This is a genomic window from Aquiluna borgnonia (assembly GCF_013283855.1).
GTDB lineage: Bacteria > Actinomycetota > Actinomycetes > Actinomycetales > Microbacteriaceae > Aquiluna > Aquiluna borgnonia.
In genome coordinates this window covers 12,862-31,920 of sequence record NZ_CP054056.1, presented here as the reverse complement: position 1 = coordinate 31,920, position 19,059 = coordinate 12,862, and the positions used below count along the sequence as shown (strand labels likewise).

Annotated in this window: 23 protein-coding genes; 13 read left to right on the top strand and 10 right to left on the bottom strand. The window is 54.0% G+C overall.

The window, feature by feature from the left end; translation table 11 throughout:
• Positions 1-114 precede the first annotated feature (114 nt).
• From HRU87_RS00175 to HRU87_RS00160, 4 genes are read left to right on the top strand one after another with little or no spacing between them, the layout of a single operon-like run.
• A complete protein-coding gene (locus HRU87_RS00175) occupies positions 115-1,050 on the top strand; it encodes an asparaginase (protein ID WP_173492966.1) in 936 nt (311 codons plus the stop codon).
• A gap of 52 nt (positions 1,051-1,102) precedes the next feature.
• The gene (locus HRU87_RS00170; RefSeq protein WP_173492965.1) at positions 1,103-2,416 is read left to right on the top strand and encodes an MFS transporter; all 1,314 of its coding nucleotides are present in this window, start codon (positions 1,103-1,105) and stop codon (positions 2,414-2,416) included.
• A gap of 32 nt (positions 2,417-2,448) precedes the next feature.
• Complete coding sequence (locus HRU87_RS00165) at positions 2,449-2,802, top strand: BlaI/MecI/CopY family transcriptional regulator (RefSeq protein ID WP_173492964.1); 354 nt, start codon at positions 2,449-2,451, stop codon at positions 2,800-2,802.
• Positions 2,803-2,811: 9 nt separating this feature from the next.
• The gene (locus HRU87_RS00160) at positions 2,812-3,516 is read left to right on the top strand and encodes a M48 family metalloprotease (RefSeq protein WP_173492963.1); all 705 of its coding nucleotides are present in this window, start codon (positions 2,812-2,814) and stop codon (positions 3,514-3,516) included.
• Here HRU87_RS00160 and dcd read toward each other — a convergent pair.
• The gene (dcd, locus tag HRU87_RS00155; RefSeq protein WP_173492962.1) at positions 3,513-4,103 is read right to left on the bottom strand and encodes a dCTP deaminase; all 591 of its coding nucleotides are present in this window, start codon (positions 4,101-4,103) and stop codon (positions 3,513-3,515) included. The genes HRU87_RS00160 and dcd overlap by 4 nt on opposite strands.
• A gap of 31 nt (positions 4,104-4,134) precedes the next feature.
• Between dcd and HRU87_RS00150 the strand changes: the two genes are divergently transcribed.
• Positions 4,135-4,917, top strand: coding sequence for a hypothetical protein (locus tag HRU87_RS00150; protein ID WP_173492961.1), 783 nt, complete (start codon positions 4,135-4,137; stop codon positions 4,915-4,917).
• Here the strand turns inward: HRU87_RS00150 and HRU87_RS00145 are convergent.
• From HRU87_RS00145 to HRU87_RS00120, 6 genes are all read right to left on the bottom strand, one after another.
• Entirely contained in the window at positions 4,914-5,486 is a 573-nt protein-coding gene (locus HRU87_RS00145) for a DUF305 domain-containing protein (RefSeq protein WP_173492960.1), read from the bottom strand. The two genes, HRU87_RS00150 and HRU87_RS00145, sit on opposite strands and share 4 nt — an antisense overlap.
• A gap of 47 nt (positions 5,487-5,533) precedes the next feature.
• A complete protein-coding gene (locus HRU87_RS00140; protein WP_173492959.1) occupies positions 5,534-7,651 on the bottom strand; it encodes a 3-hydroxyacyl-CoA dehydrogenase NAD-binding domain-containing protein in 2,118 nt (705 codons plus the stop codon).
• Positions 7,652-7,653: 2 nt separating this feature from the next.
• On the bottom strand, positions 7,654-8,841 hold the full coding sequence (locus HRU87_RS00135) for a thiolase family protein (RefSeq protein WP_173492958.1): 1,188 nt from the start codon (positions 8,839-8,841) through the stop codon (positions 7,654-7,656).
• The gene (locus HRU87_RS00130) at positions 8,841-10,799 is read right to left on the bottom strand and encodes an acyl-CoA dehydrogenase family protein (RefSeq protein ID WP_173492957.1); all 1,959 of its coding nucleotides are present in this window, start codon (positions 10,797-10,799) and stop codon (positions 8,841-8,843) included. Before HRU87_RS00130 ends, HRU87_RS00135 begins: the two co-directional genes overlap by 1 nt.
• 148 nt (positions 10,800-10,947) lie before the next feature.
• Positions 10,948-11,733, bottom strand: coding sequence for a crotonase/enoyl-CoA hydratase family protein (locus HRU87_RS00125; protein ID WP_173492956.1), 786 nt, complete (start codon positions 11,731-11,733; stop codon positions 10,948-10,950).
• Between the two features lie 9 nt (positions 11,734-11,742).
• Complete coding sequence (locus tag HRU87_RS00120) at positions 11,743-12,117, bottom strand: hypothetical protein (protein ID WP_173492955.1); 375 nt, start codon at positions 12,115-12,117, stop codon at positions 11,743-11,745.
• Positions 12,118-12,196: 79 nt separating this feature from the next.
• Between HRU87_RS00120 and HRU87_RS00115 the strand changes: the two genes are divergently transcribed.
• Complete coding sequence (locus HRU87_RS00115) at positions 12,197-12,601, top strand: DoxX family protein (protein ID WP_173492954.1); 405 nt, start codon at positions 12,197-12,199, stop codon at positions 12,599-12,601.
• Positions 12,602-12,625: 24 nt separating this feature from the next.
• Here the strand turns inward: HRU87_RS00115 and HRU87_RS00110 are convergent, their stop codons facing one another.
• Positions 12,626-12,898 (bottom strand): stage V sporulation protein AB, encoded by a 273-nt coding sequence (locus HRU87_RS00110; RefSeq protein WP_343035116.1) that lies wholly within the window; start codon positions 12,896-12,898, stop codon positions 12,626-12,628.
• A gap of 6 nt (positions 12,899-12,904) precedes the next feature.
• Positions 12,905-13,771, bottom strand: coding sequence for a DMT family transporter (locus tag HRU87_RS00105; RefSeq protein ID WP_173492952.1), 867 nt, complete (start codon positions 13,769-13,771; stop codon positions 12,905-12,907).
• 26 nt (positions 13,772-13,797) lie between these two features.
• On the opposite strand from HRU87_RS00105, the gene HRU87_RS00100 reads away from it, so the two are divergent.
• The 7 genes from HRU87_RS00100 to HRU87_RS00070 all read left to right on the top strand — a co-directional run bounded on the left by HRU87_RS00100 (position 13,798) and on the right by HRU87_RS00070 (position 18,550).
• Complete coding sequence (locus HRU87_RS00100) at positions 13,798-14,193, top strand: DUF1801 domain-containing protein (RefSeq protein ID WP_213086393.1); 396 nt, start codon at positions 13,798-13,800, stop codon at positions 14,191-14,193.
• A 36-nt stretch (positions 14,194-14,229) separates the two neighbouring features.
• On the top strand, positions 14,230-15,057 hold the full coding sequence (locus tag HRU87_RS00095) for a shikimate 5-dehydrogenase (protein ID WP_173492951.1): 828 nt from the start codon (positions 14,230-14,232) through the stop codon (positions 15,055-15,057).
• A 48-nt stretch (positions 15,058-15,105) separates the two neighbouring features.
• Complete coding sequence (locus tag HRU87_RS00090; RefSeq protein ID WP_173492950.1) at positions 15,106-15,510, top strand: SRPBCC domain-containing protein; 405 nt, start codon at positions 15,106-15,108, stop codon at positions 15,508-15,510.
• A 151-nt stretch (positions 15,511-15,661) separates the two neighbouring features.
• Positions 15,662-17,062, top strand: coding sequence for a site-specific integrase (locus HRU87_RS00085; protein ID WP_173492949.1), 1,401 nt, complete (start codon positions 15,662-15,664; stop codon positions 17,060-17,062).
• A gap of 286 nt (positions 17,063-17,348) precedes the next feature.
• Positions 17,349-17,774: a hypothetical protein gene (locus HRU87_RS00080; protein ID WP_173492948.1), complete on the top strand. Its 426-nt coding sequence runs from the start codon at positions 17,349-17,351 to the stop codon at positions 17,772-17,774.
• Positions 17,771-18,019, top strand: a complete 249-nt coding sequence (locus tag HRU87_RS00075; RefSeq protein ID WP_173492947.1) for a hypothetical protein — start codon at positions 17,771-17,773, stop codon at positions 18,017-18,019. Before HRU87_RS00080 ends, HRU87_RS00075 begins: the two co-directional genes overlap by 4 nt.
• 294 nt (positions 18,020-18,313) lie before the next feature.
• The gene (locus HRU87_RS00070) at positions 18,314-18,550 is read left to right on the top strand and encodes a hypothetical protein (protein WP_173492946.1); all 237 of its coding nucleotides are present in this window, start codon (positions 18,314-18,316) and stop codon (positions 18,548-18,550) included.
• Here the strand turns inward: HRU87_RS00070 and HRU87_RS00065 are convergent.
• Positions 18,533-19,027 carry a hypothetical protein gene (locus HRU87_RS00065; RefSeq protein ID WP_173492945.1) on the bottom strand — a complete coding sequence of 165 codons (495 nt, stop codon included), beginning with the start codon at positions 19,025-19,027 and terminating at the stop codon, positions 18,533-18,535. The two genes, HRU87_RS00070 and HRU87_RS00065, sit on opposite strands and share 18 nt — an antisense overlap.
• Positions 19,028-19,059: the final 32 nt, after the last annotated feature.

Here is a 19,059-nt window from a genome sequence, read left to right as displayed (position 1 = left end):
TGAAGTTGAGTCATCTGCACTCAAGTTTCTACTAAGTAAAACCAGCCTGTCAAGAACCTATTCCTGAAAGTTGAGTGTGAATGACTCAAGTTTCAAAACAAGTAGTGTTTTGGCATGCGCGAACTAACTGCCGAAGGCCTTGAAATGCTTGCCACCCTGGTGCGAGACGAGATGCTCGAGTCGTTCCACCACGGAGTGGTCGCCGTAGTTGATCCGGCCGGAGAGCTGGTCTATTCAAAAGGCGATGTTGAGGCGCTGATCTACCCTCGAAGCGCTCTAAAACCGATTCAAGCCAAGGCCATGCGCCGAGCCGGCCTAAAGCTCAGCGGCGAGCAGCTGGTGATGAGCATGGCAAGCCACTACGGCAACCCCGATCAGGTTCGGCTGGTGTCAGAGATTCTTCAGGCGCACGGACTTTCGGAAAGCTCTTTGGGTTGCCCGGTCTCACTGCCCTGGAACCTTGATGCTCGAATTGGAGCCACGAGCAAAAAAATCAATATGAATTGCTCGGGCAAGCACGCTGGGTTCCTGGCCACCTGCCAGCTCAATGGCTGGGACACCGAGACTTACCTTGATAAGTCCCACCCCATGCAGCAGTTGGTGATTGACGTATTGCAGGAGTGCAGCTCAGAACCAGTCGTCCGAGTTTCAACCGATGGCTGCGGAGCCCCTCTGATTGCAATCTCAACTGTTGGATTGGCCAGGGCCACATCGCAGTTTGCACTGACCGAGCCGGAACTGGTTTCCGCTGCAATCGATCACCCAGAGCTGATCGGCGACCAAAACACCCCGGACGCCGGCTTTCTGCGCGCGGGCTATTTCTCCAAACTGGGAGCCGAAGGCGTTTTCACAGTTGCCGCCCCCTCGGGCCACGCCCTCGCCATGAAGGTTGCCGATGGTTCGCTGCGTCTGGCAGCCGGTTACGCGGCGCTGCTACTAAACCGACTGGGTCTAATGTCCTCGGAGAGTGCAGCGCTTGCCATGAGCACGGACACCACCGAGGTGCTGGGCGGTACTAGCGTGATTGGTGGCTGGGAGTTCCACTTCTAGAAATTCACGTGTGCGCTAGGAAAAGTTTCCGGCGCGGAGTAATCTGACGCTCATGACCGATAGCGCTGTAGCTTCATCAAAACCAAAGGGCACTCTCTCCTGGGCACTGTGGGACTGGGCTTCCCAGTCTTTCCCAACCGTGGTCACCTCATTCATTTTTGGCCGCTACATCACGGACACCGCTTTTGCCCCTGCGGGCATGAGCGAGGCGGATGCCGAGCAGTACACCGGCTACTGGCTGGGAATCTCAGGCATCATCTCCGGTTTGCTGATCGCTCTGATTGCACCGATTGTTGGGCGCCGAGCTGACACATCCGGGCGCAAGAAGATGTGGCTGATGATCAACACCTGGCTGTTTGCAGGAACCATTGGTTTGATGTTCTTTGTCCAGCCCAGCAATGACTTTTTCTTCTTTGGACTGACGCTTTTGGCAGTCGGAGGTATTTTCTTCGAGTTCGCAACCGTGAACTACAACTCGATGCTCAATGAGGTTGCCAGGCCCAAGGATCGCGGCCGGGTCAGCCAGTTCGGCTGGGGCCTTGGCTACATGGGCGGCATCGTGCTTCTGGTTATGGCGCTTTGGATCATTCAGTTCGGTGGCGCTGAACTGCTTGGGATTCCGGACACCGCTGCCCTCTCGGTCCGCGTGGTAATGATCATCAGCATGTTCTGGGTTCTAGTTTTCTCAATTCCGCTGATGCTGAACGTGCCTGAGGCGAAGCCAATTGCGGGCACCGAGAAGGAGTCGATCTTCGCCGCCTACGGAAACCTGTTCCGTGCGCTTGCAACCATGGGTAGGGAAAATCCCAATCTTCTGAAATTCCTGATTGCCTCTGCCGTCTACCGCGACGGGCTAAACGGAGTCTTCGCCTACGGGGCCGTGCTGGGTGGTTTGGCCTTTGGCCTGGGACTAACCGAGATCATCATCTTCGGAATCGCAGCAAACATCGTCGCCGGCTTCGGTGCCTTTGTCGGGGCGTTCTTTGAGGACCGGATCGGATCGCGAACAGTGGTGTTTGTCTCTCTCATCGGTGTGATGCTCGGAGGGCTTGGAGTCTTTGTCTTTGCCGGCGCGGGAACCATCGCATTCTTTGGCTTTGGTCTTTTCCTCTGCACCTTTGTTGGACCCGCTCAGGCGGCCTCCAGAACCATGATGTCCAGGTTGTCCTCCGACGATAAACAGGGCGAAGCGTTTGGTCTGTATGCGACAACCGGCAGGGCGGTCAGCTTCCTAGCCCCAGCCGCATGGACAGTGTTTGTTGCGGCCTTCTCACCGCTGTGGGGAATCCTGGGCCTGATGCTGATTTTGGTTATCGGCTTCCTGCTGTTGATTACCGTGAAGCCGGTGCTTGCTCCAAAGGAGTAACACACTATTTCTACATTGAGTAGAATTCAGGCATGTCAAAGCGCAAGCAGGGTGAACTAGAGGCCGAGATCCTCTCATGCCTGTGGGATCGACCGGACGGACTGACCTCCATGCAGATCCTCGCCATGGTGGGCGATGAGAACCTAGCCATCACAACCGTGCTCACTGTCCTTTCTAGACTCGTGGACAAGGAACTTGTGCAGCGGGAGAGCCTTGGCGGCAGAACCATCCTGTTTCGTGCTGCAAAATCCCGCGAGCACCACACCGCTTCGCTGCTGCTGGAGGCACTGCAGAACACCCAGAACCCCGCTTTGGTCTTCAGCCACTTCACCAGCGGTCTCACCGCGCAGCAGATCGAATCTTTGAAGCGGGCACTGAACCAGTAGCCTTGGCGGATGGAGTCCTTCTACCTGCTAGTGATACTCATTGAGTATGTCCTTCTGGTAACCACATCGGCTCCCTTTTTGATGGCTAACCGATTCAAAAAAGCTCCCGAATTTGGCATCGCGCTCTGGTTCACCCTCTTCTTTACTGCCATGGCAGCCGCGACCTCAGCGGTTGTTATTGCCAGCTGGTCTGTCATTGAAACCTGGTATCGGCTGCAAGCAAATGAAAACCTGCTCTTCACCATCGGTGCAAGCTTGGCTCCCTGGGTGATGCTGGCTCTGGCTGGAGTTCTTCTGGCTGTCAGTAATCAGCGGCTAGAACCGATGTTTCGGGCGGCGAAAGAATTTGACCTGCTCTCGATGCTTGCCCTCCGCGAGGTCGAGAGTTTCCACCGGGCCAAAGTTTTCGAACTGGAGGTTCCCGGGTATTTAGCTCTAACCAGAGGCAACGAGATCTACCTGTCAAAGGCAGTTTTTGAGTTGCCGCAGAGGCAGCTAAGTGCGATCCTCTGGCACGAATACGGCCACATTCGCCTTGGTCACCAGCGACTAAAACGCTTCACAGCACTGATGATGCAGTTGGCACCGTGGTTTGCCGTCTCGAGGGGTTTTAGCTATGAAATTGCGAAGCTGTGTGAGTTGACGGCTGATAATTATGCGCTCAGACGCGTCTACTCAAAGGATTTGGTTGAAGCTAGACGGCTCTTTTCCTAGAGCGGCTGGTTACCGACATCGGTGATGTGGAAGTTGAGATAGCTTCTGGAAGCGGTAGGTCCCCGCTGGCCCTGGTAGCGCGATCCATACTTCTGTGAACCGTAGGGGTTCTCGCTGGCTGAAGAAAGTTGGAAGAAGCACAGCTGCCCAATCTTCATCCCCGGCCAAAGTTTGATCGGCAAAGTTGCGGTGTTTGAAAGCTCTAGGGTGACGTGGCCCTGAAAACCAGGATCCACAAAACCTGCGGTTGAGTGCGTCAGGAGACCTAGGCGACCGAGCGAGCTCTTGCCCTCCAAGCGCGCCGCGATGTCGTTCGGCAACGTCACAAATTCATAGGTGGAACCAAGCACAAACTCACCGGGGTGAAGGATAAATGCCTCATCGCTCTGCACTTCAACGAAGCGAGTCAGGTCATCCTGCTGTTCTCGGGGGTCAATAAACGGGTATTTGTGGTTGTCAAAAAGCCTAAAAAATCTATCTAGGCGGACGTCCATACTCGATGGCTGCAGCAGGTTCATGTCCAGGGGGTCCAGGCCAATACGACCGGACTCGATCTGGGAGCGGATGTCTCTGTCTGATAGCAGCATGACTAAAAGGTTAGTGGCTAAGGTTTAGGGCATGAGCGAGTATCTGGACAAGTTTCTTGCCTATCAGCAGGCAATGGTTGACAAGCTAATAAACATTCCCGATGTTGTGGGTCTGATGTTTGCCGGAAGCAGTGCTGACGTCTCAAGGGCCGACCAATTCAGCGATCAAGATTTCTTTTTGGTGGTGGAGGATGGGTTCGGTGAGTCTTTCCGGCAGGACCTCAGTTGGCTTCCGAATCACGAGCAAATAGCCTTTGCTCCCAGAGAAACCGCCCACGGACTCAAGGTGGTTTATGAAAACGGTGACCTGCTGGAGTTTGCCGTCTTCGAAGACGACGATCTAAATCAGCCTTGGCTTGCCGTTGGGACTGACTTCAGAGTGGTGCTAGAAAATCGAAACATTACCCAGCGGCTGCAGGCAGCCTCAAAGCGCTCACTGCCAAAACCCTTTGATCGCGGCGCCGAGTATCAATTGTTTTTGGCTTTGATCCTGATCGGGGTTGGCCGATACCGCAGGGGTGAGGTTATAGCGGCCGATCAGCACATAAAGGGATATGCGCTGGCACATGCCTTGCGATTGATAAGGAATGCTGTCCCGGTTCAGCAGTCAAGGCACGACACCCTGAACCCATTCCGCAGGTTTGAGTTGGACTATCCAGAGCTTGGGATAGAGATTGGGGGTCTGATATCCGAATCGGGCGAGCGAGCCGCGAGGGGTTTGGTTGAGATTGTTAACCGCTCCATCTCTGCGACAAACACAGAGCTCAGCGAGTCCCTTGTCGTGGCTGAAAGGCTGGGCTGGGCGGCCAGTTAGCCGAGATCCGCGAGCATGGCCTTCATTTGAGCAATTTGATTTGTCTGACTCTCAACAATTGCTTCGGCCAAACTCTTGGCCTCAGGATTTTCGGAATCCAGAATCATTTGAGCCATCTGAATAGCTCCCTCGTGGTGGGCAATCATCCCGGTTAGAAACTTTTTGTCGAATTCCGCTCCGGTGGAAGCCTCAAGTTCAAGCATTTCTTGGTCGCTCAGCATGGAGCCCATTCCCATATCTTGAGCGTCATGACCCATGTGAGAATTCGCTCCTGCTTTCTCCAACCAGCGGTTCATTTGACTGATTTCAGGACCTTGTTCGTTCAGAATTTCAACCGCAAGCTCCAATACCGCTGGGCTCTGGGCGCGTGAAGGTGCCATTTCGCTCATGTCGATCGCTTGCTGGTGATGAGGAATCATCATTTGGGCAAACATGACATCATTTGCTGAGAATTCTTCGCTCGCGCTTGATGTGGTCAGCGAATCAACCCCAGACCCGAGTGGCTGTGAGCAGCCGGCTAAAAGTGATACGGCAAGCATGGTTGCCGCGAAAGCCAAAAACTTGCGCATCAAATTCCCTGTAGCTGTCATATAGCCAATCCTACGTCTAGCTTTGACTAGTCCCTCACTCCGATAATCATTGGGCTGTGGAAGCTGGAGCCAAATGCGCGCTCAGAAGCACCGGTTCGATCCAGGTATGGGGTGATTCCTCCGAGGTGGAAGGGCCATCCGGCACCCAAGATCATGCACAAATCAATGTCCTGAGCCGAGTGCACCACGCCTTCATCGAGCATCAACTTGATTTCCCTGGCCAACCCGAGATTCACCGACTCAAAGATTTCTGCCTCAGACCTGCCGCCGTTTCCTGAATTACCCACAATTTCAATGGCTTTGGGGTCATAGCCCTTGATCTTGCCCCTGCCGTCGCGCTCCAGGAGTTTGCCGTATTCGGCAAGCTTGTGGAGGTTGGCACTTGCGTAGAAACGCTCCTGGTTGAAGGCGTGCATGGAGTCCAAAACGTGCGCTCCAACCTTTAGGCCAACTAGCTCAAGCAGATCGAATGGATTCATCGGCAGACCAAGTGGGGCGATGGCCTTGGCGACCTTCTCAAAGTTCGCTCCCTCATCCACTGCTCGCATGGCCTCCCCAAGCAGGAAGCCCAGCAGTCGGTTGACCACAAAACCTGCGGAATCTGAGGTGATCACTGCGGTCTTCTTCAGGTTCTTTGCCACCTTCATGGCGGTCGCAACAGCCTCCTCGCTGGTCTTGGCCGCCCTAACCACCTCAACCAATGGCATTACAGCAACCGGGTTGAAGAAGTGGAAGCCAACTAGCCGCTCTGGGTGCTCCAGGTTTGCACCAATCGCATCAACAGAGAGCGATGAGGTGTTGGTGGCCAGGATGCAGTCTGGTCTCACAACCTGCTCAATTCTGGCGAAGACCTCACGTTTGATCTCCAGCTCCTCGAAAACCGCCTCAATGACCCAGTCGCAATTTGCGAAAGCTGCGTAATCTAGCGAGCCAGAGAGGTTACCCAGGTATCGATTGCGATCATCGGTGGAGAGCCTGCCCTTTTCGACCAGCTTTTCAAGCTCTTGGGCAATGTAGGCAAGTCCCTTGTCCACTCGCTCCTGGGAGACGTCCGTGATTACCACCGGAACCTCTAGGCGGCGAAGGAACAGCAGGGCAAACTGCGAAGCCATTAGACCGGCACCTATAACGCCGACCTTGCTGACTGGCTTCGCGAGCGCCGAATCCGGAGCTCCCGAGGGCTTCTTGGCGTGTTTTTGAACCAGATTGAAGGCGTAGATTGAGGCTCGGAACTGATCTGAGGCAATCATGTCCTCGATGGCCTGGTCCTCGCGCTCAAAAGCTTCCTTTTGAGTTCCAGACTTCGCTGCCAGAATCAAATCCAGGGCGCGGTAGGGCGCTAAGGGGACAGATCCAATCTTTTCCTCGAGCATGCCCCTTGCAATCGAGACCGCCGGGCCCCACATGGTGGTTCGCTCGATCATGCCCGGTTCGTGCTTGCGCTTAACCTTGAGTCCACCCAAAACCTGATCCGCCCAGCTGAGCGACTGTTCCAGGAAGCGCTGTGAGTCAAACATCACATCCGCAATCCCAAGCTCAAGCGCCTCCTCTGGCTTGAGCATGCGGTTTTGCTTCAGAGGGTTTTCGATGATTAACTTGAGGGCATTCTTGATGCCTATCAGGTTTGGAAGCAGGTATGCCCCACCCCAACCAGGAATCAGCCCCAAAAACACCTCGGGTAGTGCAATGGCCGGAGCTGCCTGGTTCACGGTTCGATAGTTCGCATTGAGTGCGATTTCCAACCCACCACCCAGGGCCAAACCGTTGATAAAGACAAAGCTTGGAACTCCCAGTTCCGAGAGCTTTCCCAAGACCTCGTGACCGAGCTCTGCAATCAGGCGCCCGGAGTGACGGTCCGGAATTTCGTTTACCTTGGAGAGATCAGCTCCGGCAGCCAAAAAATATGGCTTGCCGGTTACTCCAACCGCGGCAATCTCGCCGCGCTTTGCTCGCGCGCGCTGCTCATCTAGCTTCTCGCCCAGTTGAATCAGGGTGTGTGGTCCAAGGGTGTTGGGGCGATTGTGGTCCAGGCCGTTTTCCAGGGTGATTAGGGCCAGGGTCTTTCCGGAGGCCAGCTGCACGTCACTGACGTAGCTCTGAGTGATGACTTCGTCATCTCGCAAAATTTGATCGTACTTACCCATGATTAGCCCTTGTATCCGAGGTTTTCCCAGATCACAGTGCCGCCCATTCCAAGGCCGATACACATTGTGGTCATGCCGTATCTGGCCTTGGGGTTGGCTTCAAAGTGTCTAGATAGCTGATTCATCAGGCGCACGCCACTGGAGGCAAGTGGGTGACCAAAGGCAATCGCCCCGCCCCACGGGTTCACCCTGGGGTCATCATCGGCAATGCCGAAGTGATCTAGGAATGAGAGAACCTGGATGGCGAAGGCCTCGTTTATCTCGAAGATGTCGATGTCTGAGATTCCGAGGCCGGCTTTGCCAAGGGCCTTTTCCGTGGAGGGGATAGGCCCAATACCCATAATTTCTGGGGCAACACCGGCAAAAGCAAAGGAAACCATGCGCATCCTGGGCTTTAGGTTGTGCTGCTTTAGTGCTCGCTCTCCAGCAATCAGAGAGATTGTTGCGCCGTCTGTTAGCGGAGAGGCATTACCAGCCGTTACCTTGCCGTGCGGGCGGAATGGGGTCTTGAGATCCTTCATCCCCTCGATGGTCGACTCCGGTCTCATAAGCTCGTCCCTGGTAACAAGCTTCCAGCCCTCGGCACTGGCTGCTGAAACTGGAATGAGGTCGGGCTGAACCAAGTTCTGCTCGTAGGCCTTGGCGGCTCGATGCTGAGAGGAAACCGCATATGCATCGGCCCGCTCCTTGGTCAGGTGAGGGAAGCGATCGTGAATCTTCTCTGCGGTGCAGCCCATGTTGAGAGCATCTGGAGAGACTAGTTTTTCAGCGAGAAACCTCGGGTTCGGGTCCGAGTTAAACCCCATGGGGTGTCTACCCATGTGCTCCACGCCACCGGCAAGTGCTAGGTCGTAGGCACCGATCCCAATGGCTCCAGAAACCGTGGTTACCGCTGTCATCGCACCAGCACACATGCGATCAATCGCGTAACCCGGAACCGACTGCGGCAGGCCAGCAAGGATGGCGGCCGTCCTACCGATGGTCAGACCCTGATCACCCTGCTGAGTTGTTGCCGCAATGGCTACATCGTCAATAGCTGCTCGGTCGAGATCCGGATGCCTGTCCAGCAGTCCGATGGTGGCCTTCACGACCAGGTCATCGGCTCTGGTGTTCCAGTAGACGCCCTTTTCTCCGGCCTTGCCAAACGGGGTGCGGACACCGTCTACGAAGTAGACATCCTGCTGCTGCATTAGTTTTGACCCTTCTTAATACCTGCGCGCCTGGCGGCCTCATCTTTGGCGAGGTTGGTTCTCACAAGCCCCGGTGTCAGTAGGAATGCATCCACAAGCGCTATTGCGTGGGGCCTAAGCCTTGGCAGCAGGCGAGTGTCGATGTATTCGGTAATCGCCTCCGCCCTTGCGGAGTTGATGCGGCCATTGAGCAGATACCAGGCCATGTCCTTTTCCAGCAGTGTGAAACCGAATAGATCTCTCAGCCAGGTCAACACCTGCCTGGTCTCTGGGTCCTCAATGGTCGGCAGCGCTCTGGTGAACGCCTCCCACATGATCAGTTCGCCGTGAGCCTTGGCGGTCAGGATCAGTTCATTTTGGTGACGGTTGAAAAGCTCCGCCTGCTTGAGTTGATCCTTGCCGGCAGCCTTCATGGCGTTGGCGAGCTTGGCAATTGAGGTGTGGACCCGGTCAGTCAACAGTTGGTGCTGGTGCTCGGGGTCCTTGATGAATCCAACTGACCTTGCAGTCGAACCAAAGTCAATAATGTTCTGCGCGAGACCCCTGAGTCCGCCGCGGTTGAAAGCTGCTTCGCCAACCTGGCCGGCAACATACTGCGCCAAGGTTCCAAAATCCGGTGACTTGAAAGCCTTGGCGTAGTCTCCAAGCAAACGTTTGGCAACCAACTGCAGCAGCACGTTGTTGTCGCCCTCGAATGTGACGTAGATGTCAAGGTCTGCCCGCAGTCCAGTCAGCCGGTGTTCCGCCATGAACCCTTGACCACCGCACGCCTCCCGGCACTGCTGAATGGTTTCCAGAGCGTCCCAAGTGCTAAGCGCCTTGGCTGCGGCGGCCACTGTCTCTAGGTCAGCCCTGGTCTCCTCGGTGTCATTGATTCCAGCAAAGACCTCGTGGAAGGCATCCAATAGCTCTTGGTGGGCAAAAATGTGGGCGTAGGTTCTGGCTATTAGAGGTAGCAACCTGCGCTGGTGGCGACCGTAGTCCATCAAAGTCCGCTCTTCCCCATCGGGACCGGCAAACTGCTTGCGCTCCTCTGAGTAGCGAACCGCAATATCGAGGGCCAGTTTCTGGGCATTGGTCACTGCACCGGTTAGTGAGACTCGACCCTGAACCAAAGCTCCAAGCTGAGTGAAAAACCTCCGGCCGGGAGACTCGATGACGGAGGAGTAGGTTCCGTCCTGCGCCACATCCGCGTATCGGTTTAACAGGTTCAATCTGGGAACCCTGACCTGGTTGAAGTAAAGCCTTCCGTTGTCAATACCGTTCAAGCCACCCTTGAGACCATCGTCTTCGCTCCCCACTCCCGGCAACAACTTGCCGCGTTTGCGAATCGGGACGTAAAACGCGTGAACCCCGTGGTTCTTGCCCTGCGTGTATAGCTGCGCGAAGACAACAGCAGCTTGGCCGTGGAGAGCCGCGTTTCCCAGGTAATCCTTGTAGCTGTGGCGGTTTGGAGTGTTGATCACAAACTCGTTGGTGGCGGGATCAAAAGTCGCAGTTGTGCCAATTGAGGCAACGTCTGAACCGTGACCGGTTTCGGTCATAGCAAAGGCCCCGGGCACATCTAAATTCACTGCCGAAGGCAGAAAATTTTTGTGGTGATATTCGGTACCGAGGTAAAGGATCGCTGAGCCAAACAAACCCCACTGAACCCCGAACTTAATCTGCAGGGAAGGGTCTGCAAACAAAAGCTCCTCGAAGGATGCCAGAGATCCACCGGGGTTCATCTGACCGCCGAGCTCAGGAAGGAAACCGTACTGGGTCGCACCGTTGGCAACCAAAGTTTTGAGATTTTTGAGCACTCGCTCGCGGTGTTTCTCCAGGGGTTCACCCTCAACCTTGAAGAGTTTTTCGGACTCTATCAGTCCGCGGGTGTGACGGCGAACCTCTGCCCAGCGACCGAGAATTCTTTCGCCAAGCTCTGCAACTTCAATCTGAACGTCTTCTTTGATATCCATGTCTCTAGTCACGCACAACAAAATCAAGAAGGTAAGAGGTGTCGAGAAAATTCGTGAGCGACCACAAAAACCCCAACAACAAAAATCTTGGTTTTGTAGTAAAGCTATAAATTTGGTAGGTAGAAATTACCCATTGCTTACAAAAACTTCAGTCGCCTTCGAACTTTGCAGGGGTTTTTGATGCAAACGCCTGCATCCCACGTTGAACGTCATTGGTTTTCATCAACTTCTTCAGTCGATCAACGACCATGAGTTTTTCTCTATCTGCTTCCGGTGTCATCCCTCTCGCCGAAGCGAGAGTGGCCTGGACCGCCAAAGGTGCTTGCTCTGCAATCCGAGTAGCCAATTCCAAAGCTCTATTGAATTCCTGGCCTGCGGCAACCACCTCGGTAACCAAACTCATCCGCATGGCTTCATTGGCATCAAATGACTCCCCGGTCAGCAAGTAGCGCATGGCATTGCTCCAGCCAGCAGCCTGCGGAAAACGAATCGTTCCGCCACCGAAGGGCAATATTCCTCGGGTTACCTCAAGTTGGGCAAACCTGGCATTCTCAGCAGCCACAATAATTTCGGAAGCCAGAGCCAATTCGACTCCGAGGGTGAAGCACGTTCCTTGGATTGCCATGACGACTGGTTTTGACACCTGCCTGGTGCTCATACCCCAAGGGTCTAAACCACCCTCGGGCACCATCGCTAGTGCTCCGCTGGCGAGCTTGGGTCCGACATCATTCAGGTCCAGCCCCGCGGTGAAGTGGTCGCCGTGGGCAAAAACTAAACCAACTCGAAGTTGTGGGTTTTTGTCTAGCTCGCCGTAGGCGAGTGAAATTTCTTGCAGCATTTGCTCGTCTGCGGCGTTTAGCTTCTCGGGTCTGTTTAGCCCAATTAGGTAGACATGGCCGCGCTGCTCCGTTGTAATTCTGGTCCACGTTGACATGACCACAATCTAGATGCTGTCGGTTAGCTGAGCCACTCTCTGGGGAGAAATTTGTAGCAAAACACCAATATCGCGCATGCTCAGCCCCTCGCTTCGGAGCCTTGACACAACATCGCGAATCTCACGCGATGCCTCCTCCTGAAGCCGCTGCGATTCCCGCATCTTGATTTGCGCTGCCTCCAGATCACACATGATCCCCGGCATTGCGGCTTCAACCTTTACAACCACATCGCAGGGGTCAATTCCCTGGTATTCGTGAACCAGGTCCTTAATCTGCTCTGTTGCGAGATCAAGGCGCTTGGTGGAGATCAGAAGGTTGTCGAGTTCAGGAACCCGGACGCGCCAAGCCCCTGCTTTTCGCTCGCATTCGGCCCTGATTTCCATGTCAGAACCCTATCACCCAAAAATAAGGTATGGTAGACAAGGTTTGTCTAGAGGGACTAGACAGAAATGGATAAAAACTATGGACATCATCATTACCGTTTTGGCCGCCGCCGCAAGCATTTTCGGCGCATTCAGCTTCTACAAGGCCGGAAAATTCAAGGCTTTCAGCTCAAAAGAGACCCTGCTGGGCGCAGGATTTGGTTGGGTCGAGACCACACCAATGGGAACCGTGCGACTGATCGCTTGGCTTGAGTTTGCCGGTGCAGCCGGTCTGGTGCTGGCCCCTATTGCTTACTTCCTAGGTTTCACCTGGGCAATCTGGTTTGCAGTTGCCGCCGGCGCGGGACTGGCGCTAACCATGGTCGGCGCCATCTGGCTCCACGCTAAGCGTGGCGAGAGCAAGTACACGTTGAAGATGAACCTTCAGTTGCTGATAGTGGTTGCAGTAGCTGCCGGCCTCTGGGCTGTGTTGCCAACCCTCTAGAGACTATTTGAAGCGGGTCGCCAACTAGGCGGCCCGCTTTTTCTTTGGCCAGGTGAGGATTATGGAGCTGATGACCAACCCAATAAGGGGAGGCACCGCTAAGGTCCAAAACACACTCAGCCCCCAGATCGCCACGAAACCAACGATTGAATTCACCACAACGGCGATCCACAACTTCAACTTGCCACGCCGATACAGGATCGCTGTAACAATGTCGGCCAAGGCCAGGGCAATGATTCCAACGAAGATTCCTGCAACTAGAGCGGCGAGTGATTCCATAACTGCTAAGTGTGGCAGCTCAGGCTATTTTTTCGCACTCAGGTATAGACCGACTGCGATAAGTGGAATACCGATGAGTAGGCCGGGCGTGACCGGTTCGGACAGGAAAACCGTACCGAGTAGTAGAGCGACTGCGGTGTTCACATAGGTAATCAGGCTCGCCTTCACCGGGCCAATTTCACGAATCAACTCGAAGAAAATTACAAACGCTAGGGCCGAGCAAATAAGCCCCAGGACCAAAAGAGCAACCCAGCCCTCAATGGGTGGGGCGGCTGCAAGCTCTCCGGGGATTTCGAAGGCCGCTGGAACGGAGTAGATGATTGCGACAATCGCCATGCTGAAGCCGATAACACCCGAGGTTGGGACATTCGTCATCTTGTGATTGGCCATAATCGGCGCAATTGAGTAGCCGATGGCGGCCAACACCACAGCGCCAATCCAGAGTGGTTCAACGTGGCCCAAGAAAGAATCGATTCCAACGAGGGCAATCACCCCGAGAAAACCGATGATCATTCCCGTGAGGGGAACGGGCTTCAGGGCGGTGCGGTCCTTGAAAACCAAGGCCAGAATCGCCACCGCAAAAAACGGCACGGTGGAAATTAGTAATCCGGCAAGGCCGGACGAAATATATTTTTCTGCCTCGGTGATCAAATACCAGGGGCCGACCATCTCCAAAACCGCAAACAGCAGAACATAAGGCCAAGCCTTCAGAACCTGCCGCGATGCCCCCGTTTTGATCGCGTAGGGAACTAACACCAAGGCTCCGATAAAGGTCCTCGCGAAAACAATGGTGGGGGTTGAGAAGGACTCAAGCGCTATGGCAATGAAGTAATAGGGGAGTCCCCAAAAAACGCCGGTGAGGAGAAACATAATCAGGCCTCTGCGCGTCACCGGATAAGCGTATTAGATTTCTAAGGGTGAGCTCCCCAGCAGAAGAAATTGACCAAATAATCGCCTCCAAAGTCAGTTGGCACGGTCAAATGCTTGCGGAGTTGAGAAAAGTAATTCTTTCCGCCTCCTCGGAAATCACAGAGGATGTGAAGTGGAAGATGCCCTCAAAGCCGCTTGGTTCCCCGACCTGGGAGTTAGAAGGCATTATTTGCGTCGCGGACTATCTAAAAAACGCAGTCAGGCTCACCTTTCCCAAGGGAGCACAGGTTCAAGATCCCCAGGGGCTCTTCAATTCAAGACTCGATAGCAAGGTCGCGCGCGCTATCAATTTCGAGGAGCAGGATCAAATACCAGCAGAGGGGCTGCGTCAACTGGTCTTAGAGGCTGCCGCCGTAAATCAAAATCTAAAACCCAAGAAATAGGACCAACTTGGTGTCGGCTCAAAATACGCTTGCCTAATGCCAATTCTCAATAAAGACATGCAGGTCTGCATCTCGCTTGCTGCTAGGCCAAGCAACCTAGGGACTAGGTTTCACAACTTTCTTTATGACGAGCTTGGATTGAACTTCATCTACAAGGCTTTTACAACCAGCGATCTTGTGGGTGCCGTGGCGGGAGTCCGAGCGCTAGGCATTCGCGGTTGCTCCGTATCCATGCCGTTCAAAGAAGACATCATCAAACTTGTGGACGCAATGCTTCCATCTGCTCAGGCAATTGAATCGGTAAACACGGTTGTGAACGATAACGGGGTTCTAACCGCATCAAACACGGACTATCAGGCGATTTTGGACCTAATTCAAATGCACAGCCTCAATCGCCGAGACAGTGTTTTGGTTCGGGGATCCGGGGGGATGGCCAAGGCGGTGGTTGCCGCCTTCAACCAGGCGGGGTTTGAGAACCTAACTGTTCTTGCAAGAAATGAAGTCAGAGGTAAGGCCTTGGCCAGTCGATACGGATTCCAATTCTCTGATGATGCCCTTTTCGAAGCCGCAGTGAGTGAATTCGACATCCTCGTGAACGTCACCCCACTCGGAATGACTGGGGAGGATCAGCAAGCCCTGGCATTTCCAGAATTATTCATAGAGTCAGCCAGAGTTGTCTTCGACGTGGTTGCCTTTCCTAGCGATACTCCATTGATTTCCCTTGGCCAACAACGGGGCAAAAAGGTGATTAGTGGTGCTGAGGTTTCAGCCCTTCAGGCCGCATTGCAATTTGAGACTTACACCGGAGTGCAGCTGACAGAAGATCAAATCTCAAGGGCTGCTCGGTTCTCGCGGGAAACTTAGTCGTTGAATGGACTTCCCTCTAGCTGATGCCGAACCTATGCTGAACGCATGAAAATTTCTGTTTCCGTCGAAATAGCCGCTCCAGTTGAGAAAGCCTGGGATGCCTACGTGTCCCCAGACGCCATAAACCAGTGGAACTTTGCATCCGATGACTGGCAGTGCAGGGACGCGAAGGTTGACCTCCGGGTTGGTGGAAAGTTCTCCTCACACATGGAGGCAAAAGACGGAAGCTTCGAGTTTGACTTCGAGGGCACCTACACAAACATCGTCCAGCACAATCTCCTGGAGTACTCCTTCGGTGATCGCTCTGCCAGGGTGGTCTTCGAACAAGTTGGCGATAGCTCAAAAGTGACGGTCGAATTCGATGCTGAAGATGAGAATGAAGTTGAAATGCAGCGCGAGGGCTGGCAGTCGATCCTCAACAATTACGCAACATACGTTCTCGAGCACTAAGCCAGAAAAAGAAATCCCCCTCCGTTTCCGGAGGGAGATTTTCTGTTTGTGGAGACTATGGGTATCCAAACGAACCCCGCCAGAGACGGCTTCTGGGCGAGTTTACGACAGGTTTACGACAACATTTACGACAGAGGCGTATTCTCGTGGCATGGGGGATTACGAAAACGAACCGCTCATAGCGGAAGTGGACTTCGCGCCGGAGGCCGAAGTGTTTAGCATCTGGGTTAGCCACAAGAGCCGGAAAGGCACCAAGGGCGGACAGCCAGTCACGATTCCATACTGGGAGGGCTGCTGGGACATTCCAGAAGTTGCCAGGGCGGAAGATGACACCAGAATACGGCCGCAGATCACCGCTTCTAGCAGCGAAAGCGCTGCCGACGCGGAGGCCAAGTGCCGGGAGAAGATTCTGGCGTTCTGGATGGAACGATCAGACGGAGTTCGCGAACGCAACCCGGAAAGATTGACCCAGGAGCAACGCAGGGCCGCCTACACCGTCCAATCTTTCTTGGAGGAGTACGTTGCCTCGAAAACCAACCCAAATACGCTCCCTCAAAACCGATGGGCTGAAAACACAGCCAAGCGAAACCAAACCATGCTGGAAAAGTGGATCTACCCCTACCTGGGCAGCATTCTCTTGACAGCACTGACCCACCAGCAAACGCGAGTTCACTTCACCGAAACTCTTCCGAACGTTTTGGACGATAACGACCAAAGGCTTCTTGGCGACAAGAGAATCAGAGGCATCTACTCCGTCTTCAGATCGGGACTGAATCGAGCGGGCGCAAAAGGCCTTCTTGAAGAAGGTGAGTTCTTGGACGTGGGAATCAAAATGTCCTTTGAACCGGCTGGCATTCCTGAAGATATCGACCACATCATGTGGGAGATAAACGCGCTTTTGATGCGCCCAGAGGTCATAGCCGATCCCCTAGCACTGCGTTGGGCACTCGCTTATGGCCAGGGACTTAGGAGAGGCGAGCGCTGCGGGCTAAAGCACTCAGACATTGACTTGGCCGGGGGCAAAATGAAAATCCAGCGACAAATGAACTACGTCTCTGGACAGCCGGATTTCTTGGACGAACGACTAAAGGCCAACGAGGCACGAACTATTGAAATCACGCCCATAACCCGTCCATTCCTAATCGCGGCAAAAGCACGAAGAGAAGAAGCACTAAAACCAGAAAACGCTTCCAGCTGGCGCGCACGACCGGACTTCGCCGACCTTGTGCTTTTGAGAGAAGACGGCTCTGCTGAGAAACTCAACAACGACTCAGCACTCTTCCATGAGTTCATGGAAAAGTACGGGATCCAATACCGAAACCTTTCACCTGGCTCTCTTCGCCATGCTTGCGCAACCTACTGGGCAAACTACGGAGGGCCAGACGGTAGAGGAGTCAGCAGAGAAATGTTGAGAAGGTTTATGGGTCACTCTGCTCACAGCAAACTTGACGCCTACTACGCTCGTGCTTCACAGGATGCAATGAGCAGAGAGTTTGGCGAACCTATCGAGAGACCTGCTCAGATCAAGAGTTCAGTAACCCCTGACAACTAACTCGTTCTCATAAGTATTCATCCACCGGAAGTTTTCGCATTTTGGTCAACCGAACTCCCTTGTCGCTTCCAGCGACAAGGGAGTTCGAGATACTCAACAAAAGCAAAAACATTCCGTTCTCTCCCCCCTGACAACCCCCCATTCCCGAACGCTCACTCACATCGAAACTCTCTAATCTGTTGTGTTTGGTCTGTTCTGTTCTGTTAGCAGTGCTGGGGCAGAAAGTGAAACCTCAATAAAAAGTCACGCCGATAACTCCTTTACATAAAAAGAAAGGAGTCATCAAATGACTACCAAAAGCAGCACCCCAGCACCAGGCTGGTGGGCAGTGCCACACAACGTCGGCAACGACAGAAAATGGGCGCAGATTCCAGAGGAGCAGGTGCTGGCCTGCCTCGGTCTATACCTAGCGTCAACCGGATATTGCATCGCCTTCGAAACCGAAACGGTTTCACACCTTGAACTAGAAAGACACATCATTGTGGGTGCGGCAAGCACTCCCAGCGTGATGGACGCAGCGAGTCACCTGATCGCCGCCGGAATCTGGACAGAGGTGCCAGGAGTCGGAATCGACTGCGGTGCGGCGCAACACATTCAAGACAAAACCGAACGGATTGAACGCGCCCGAAAAGGCGGGGAAGCAAAAGCGGCCAAGCAGGCTCAGGCGCAATACCTCTCTTCTAGAGTCACAGAAGGGCAGGACGTGTCATGAAAATACTGATTGAGACAAACATCGGATTGTTCCTCGCCTACCTAACGCCAAGGGGCGAGATTGCCATCTACGAGGGCGAGGACGACATTCCAGTTACTTCTATCGCACCAAACCTCAAACGCGCTGCTGTGTTGGACGTGTCGACGGACGGAGTGGCCAATGCCGCTAGGACTTGGTTAGAGCACACATACGACCGGTTGGAAGTGACCTGTGTAATCGCGCAGATGGTTCCGCCCAGCCACTAACCAGATTGGACGGGTGTCTACGAGTGTGGACACCCGTCACCTACATCGGAGAATCATGAACTGGCTATTGAAGTTGTTTTTGCCAAACTGGAACACCACTGTGAAGGTCCGGAGGGATCACTTACCTGGACTGAAGGCGCCTACCGTAGCGCCACATATTCCCCGAACAAGTAATGGCTATTCGACAAAGAAATCAAACATCCCCGAGATTTACAAGAGATACAAGACAGCCAATCCAAACCCACCAAAAGAGCGAGCTCGCAACGACAAGGGTCTGGACATCTCATGAATGAAATGTATGAAGCCGTAGTTCAAACCGTTGGCGGTGTCTTTCGAGCCACCACACCCGATCCCCTTTGTATCGCAATCACAGAGGACGGAGTGGACGGGATTGTTGATTTCATTCACCTGCATCCCAACGAAACTGCAGCTGCGACTGCAGCGAATCTCCCCATCACCCTCAGATGGTGGGTGCACGAGAACATCAGAGGTGTCGAAATCATGAGCGCTTATCTAAACCTCAGGAGTTGAAGTCAGGTCATAGACCTCAACGTCGAAGCCGTAACGCAGTAGAGCAGCAACCACTTCGTCATTCACAAGACTTAGGTCGTCCAAGCGTGTGAAACCTAAACGCACAACTGCCGACATTTTGCTCGCAAGATAATCCCTTGCTGTGTCGGCCAGTTCGTAGAAAGGCGCCAGCTCGCGCGTGCCACCTTTTAGGCTCACATTGTGCGTTTCTACCAAATAGTTTTCGACTTCGTTGTCTCCGAAGTGAGCGGCCAAAAGAAACAAAACACTATCCACGACGGCCTCGGGGAACGGGGCAGAGACGCTCACTTCTGCCTGCGACACGGCGTGCTGGGCGGGCAAGGTTGGAGTGACGATCCAATAGGCACCTGATCCAGAAACGAGCTGCGCCGAAGCAGAGACGCGCCACGCACGATCGGCCCAAGGCGACAGAAGGCGTGGTCCGATTGTTAAGAGCGATGTTGATTGTCGCGGCATGACTAGTCCTTCCGAATGGACGTCCAAGCATA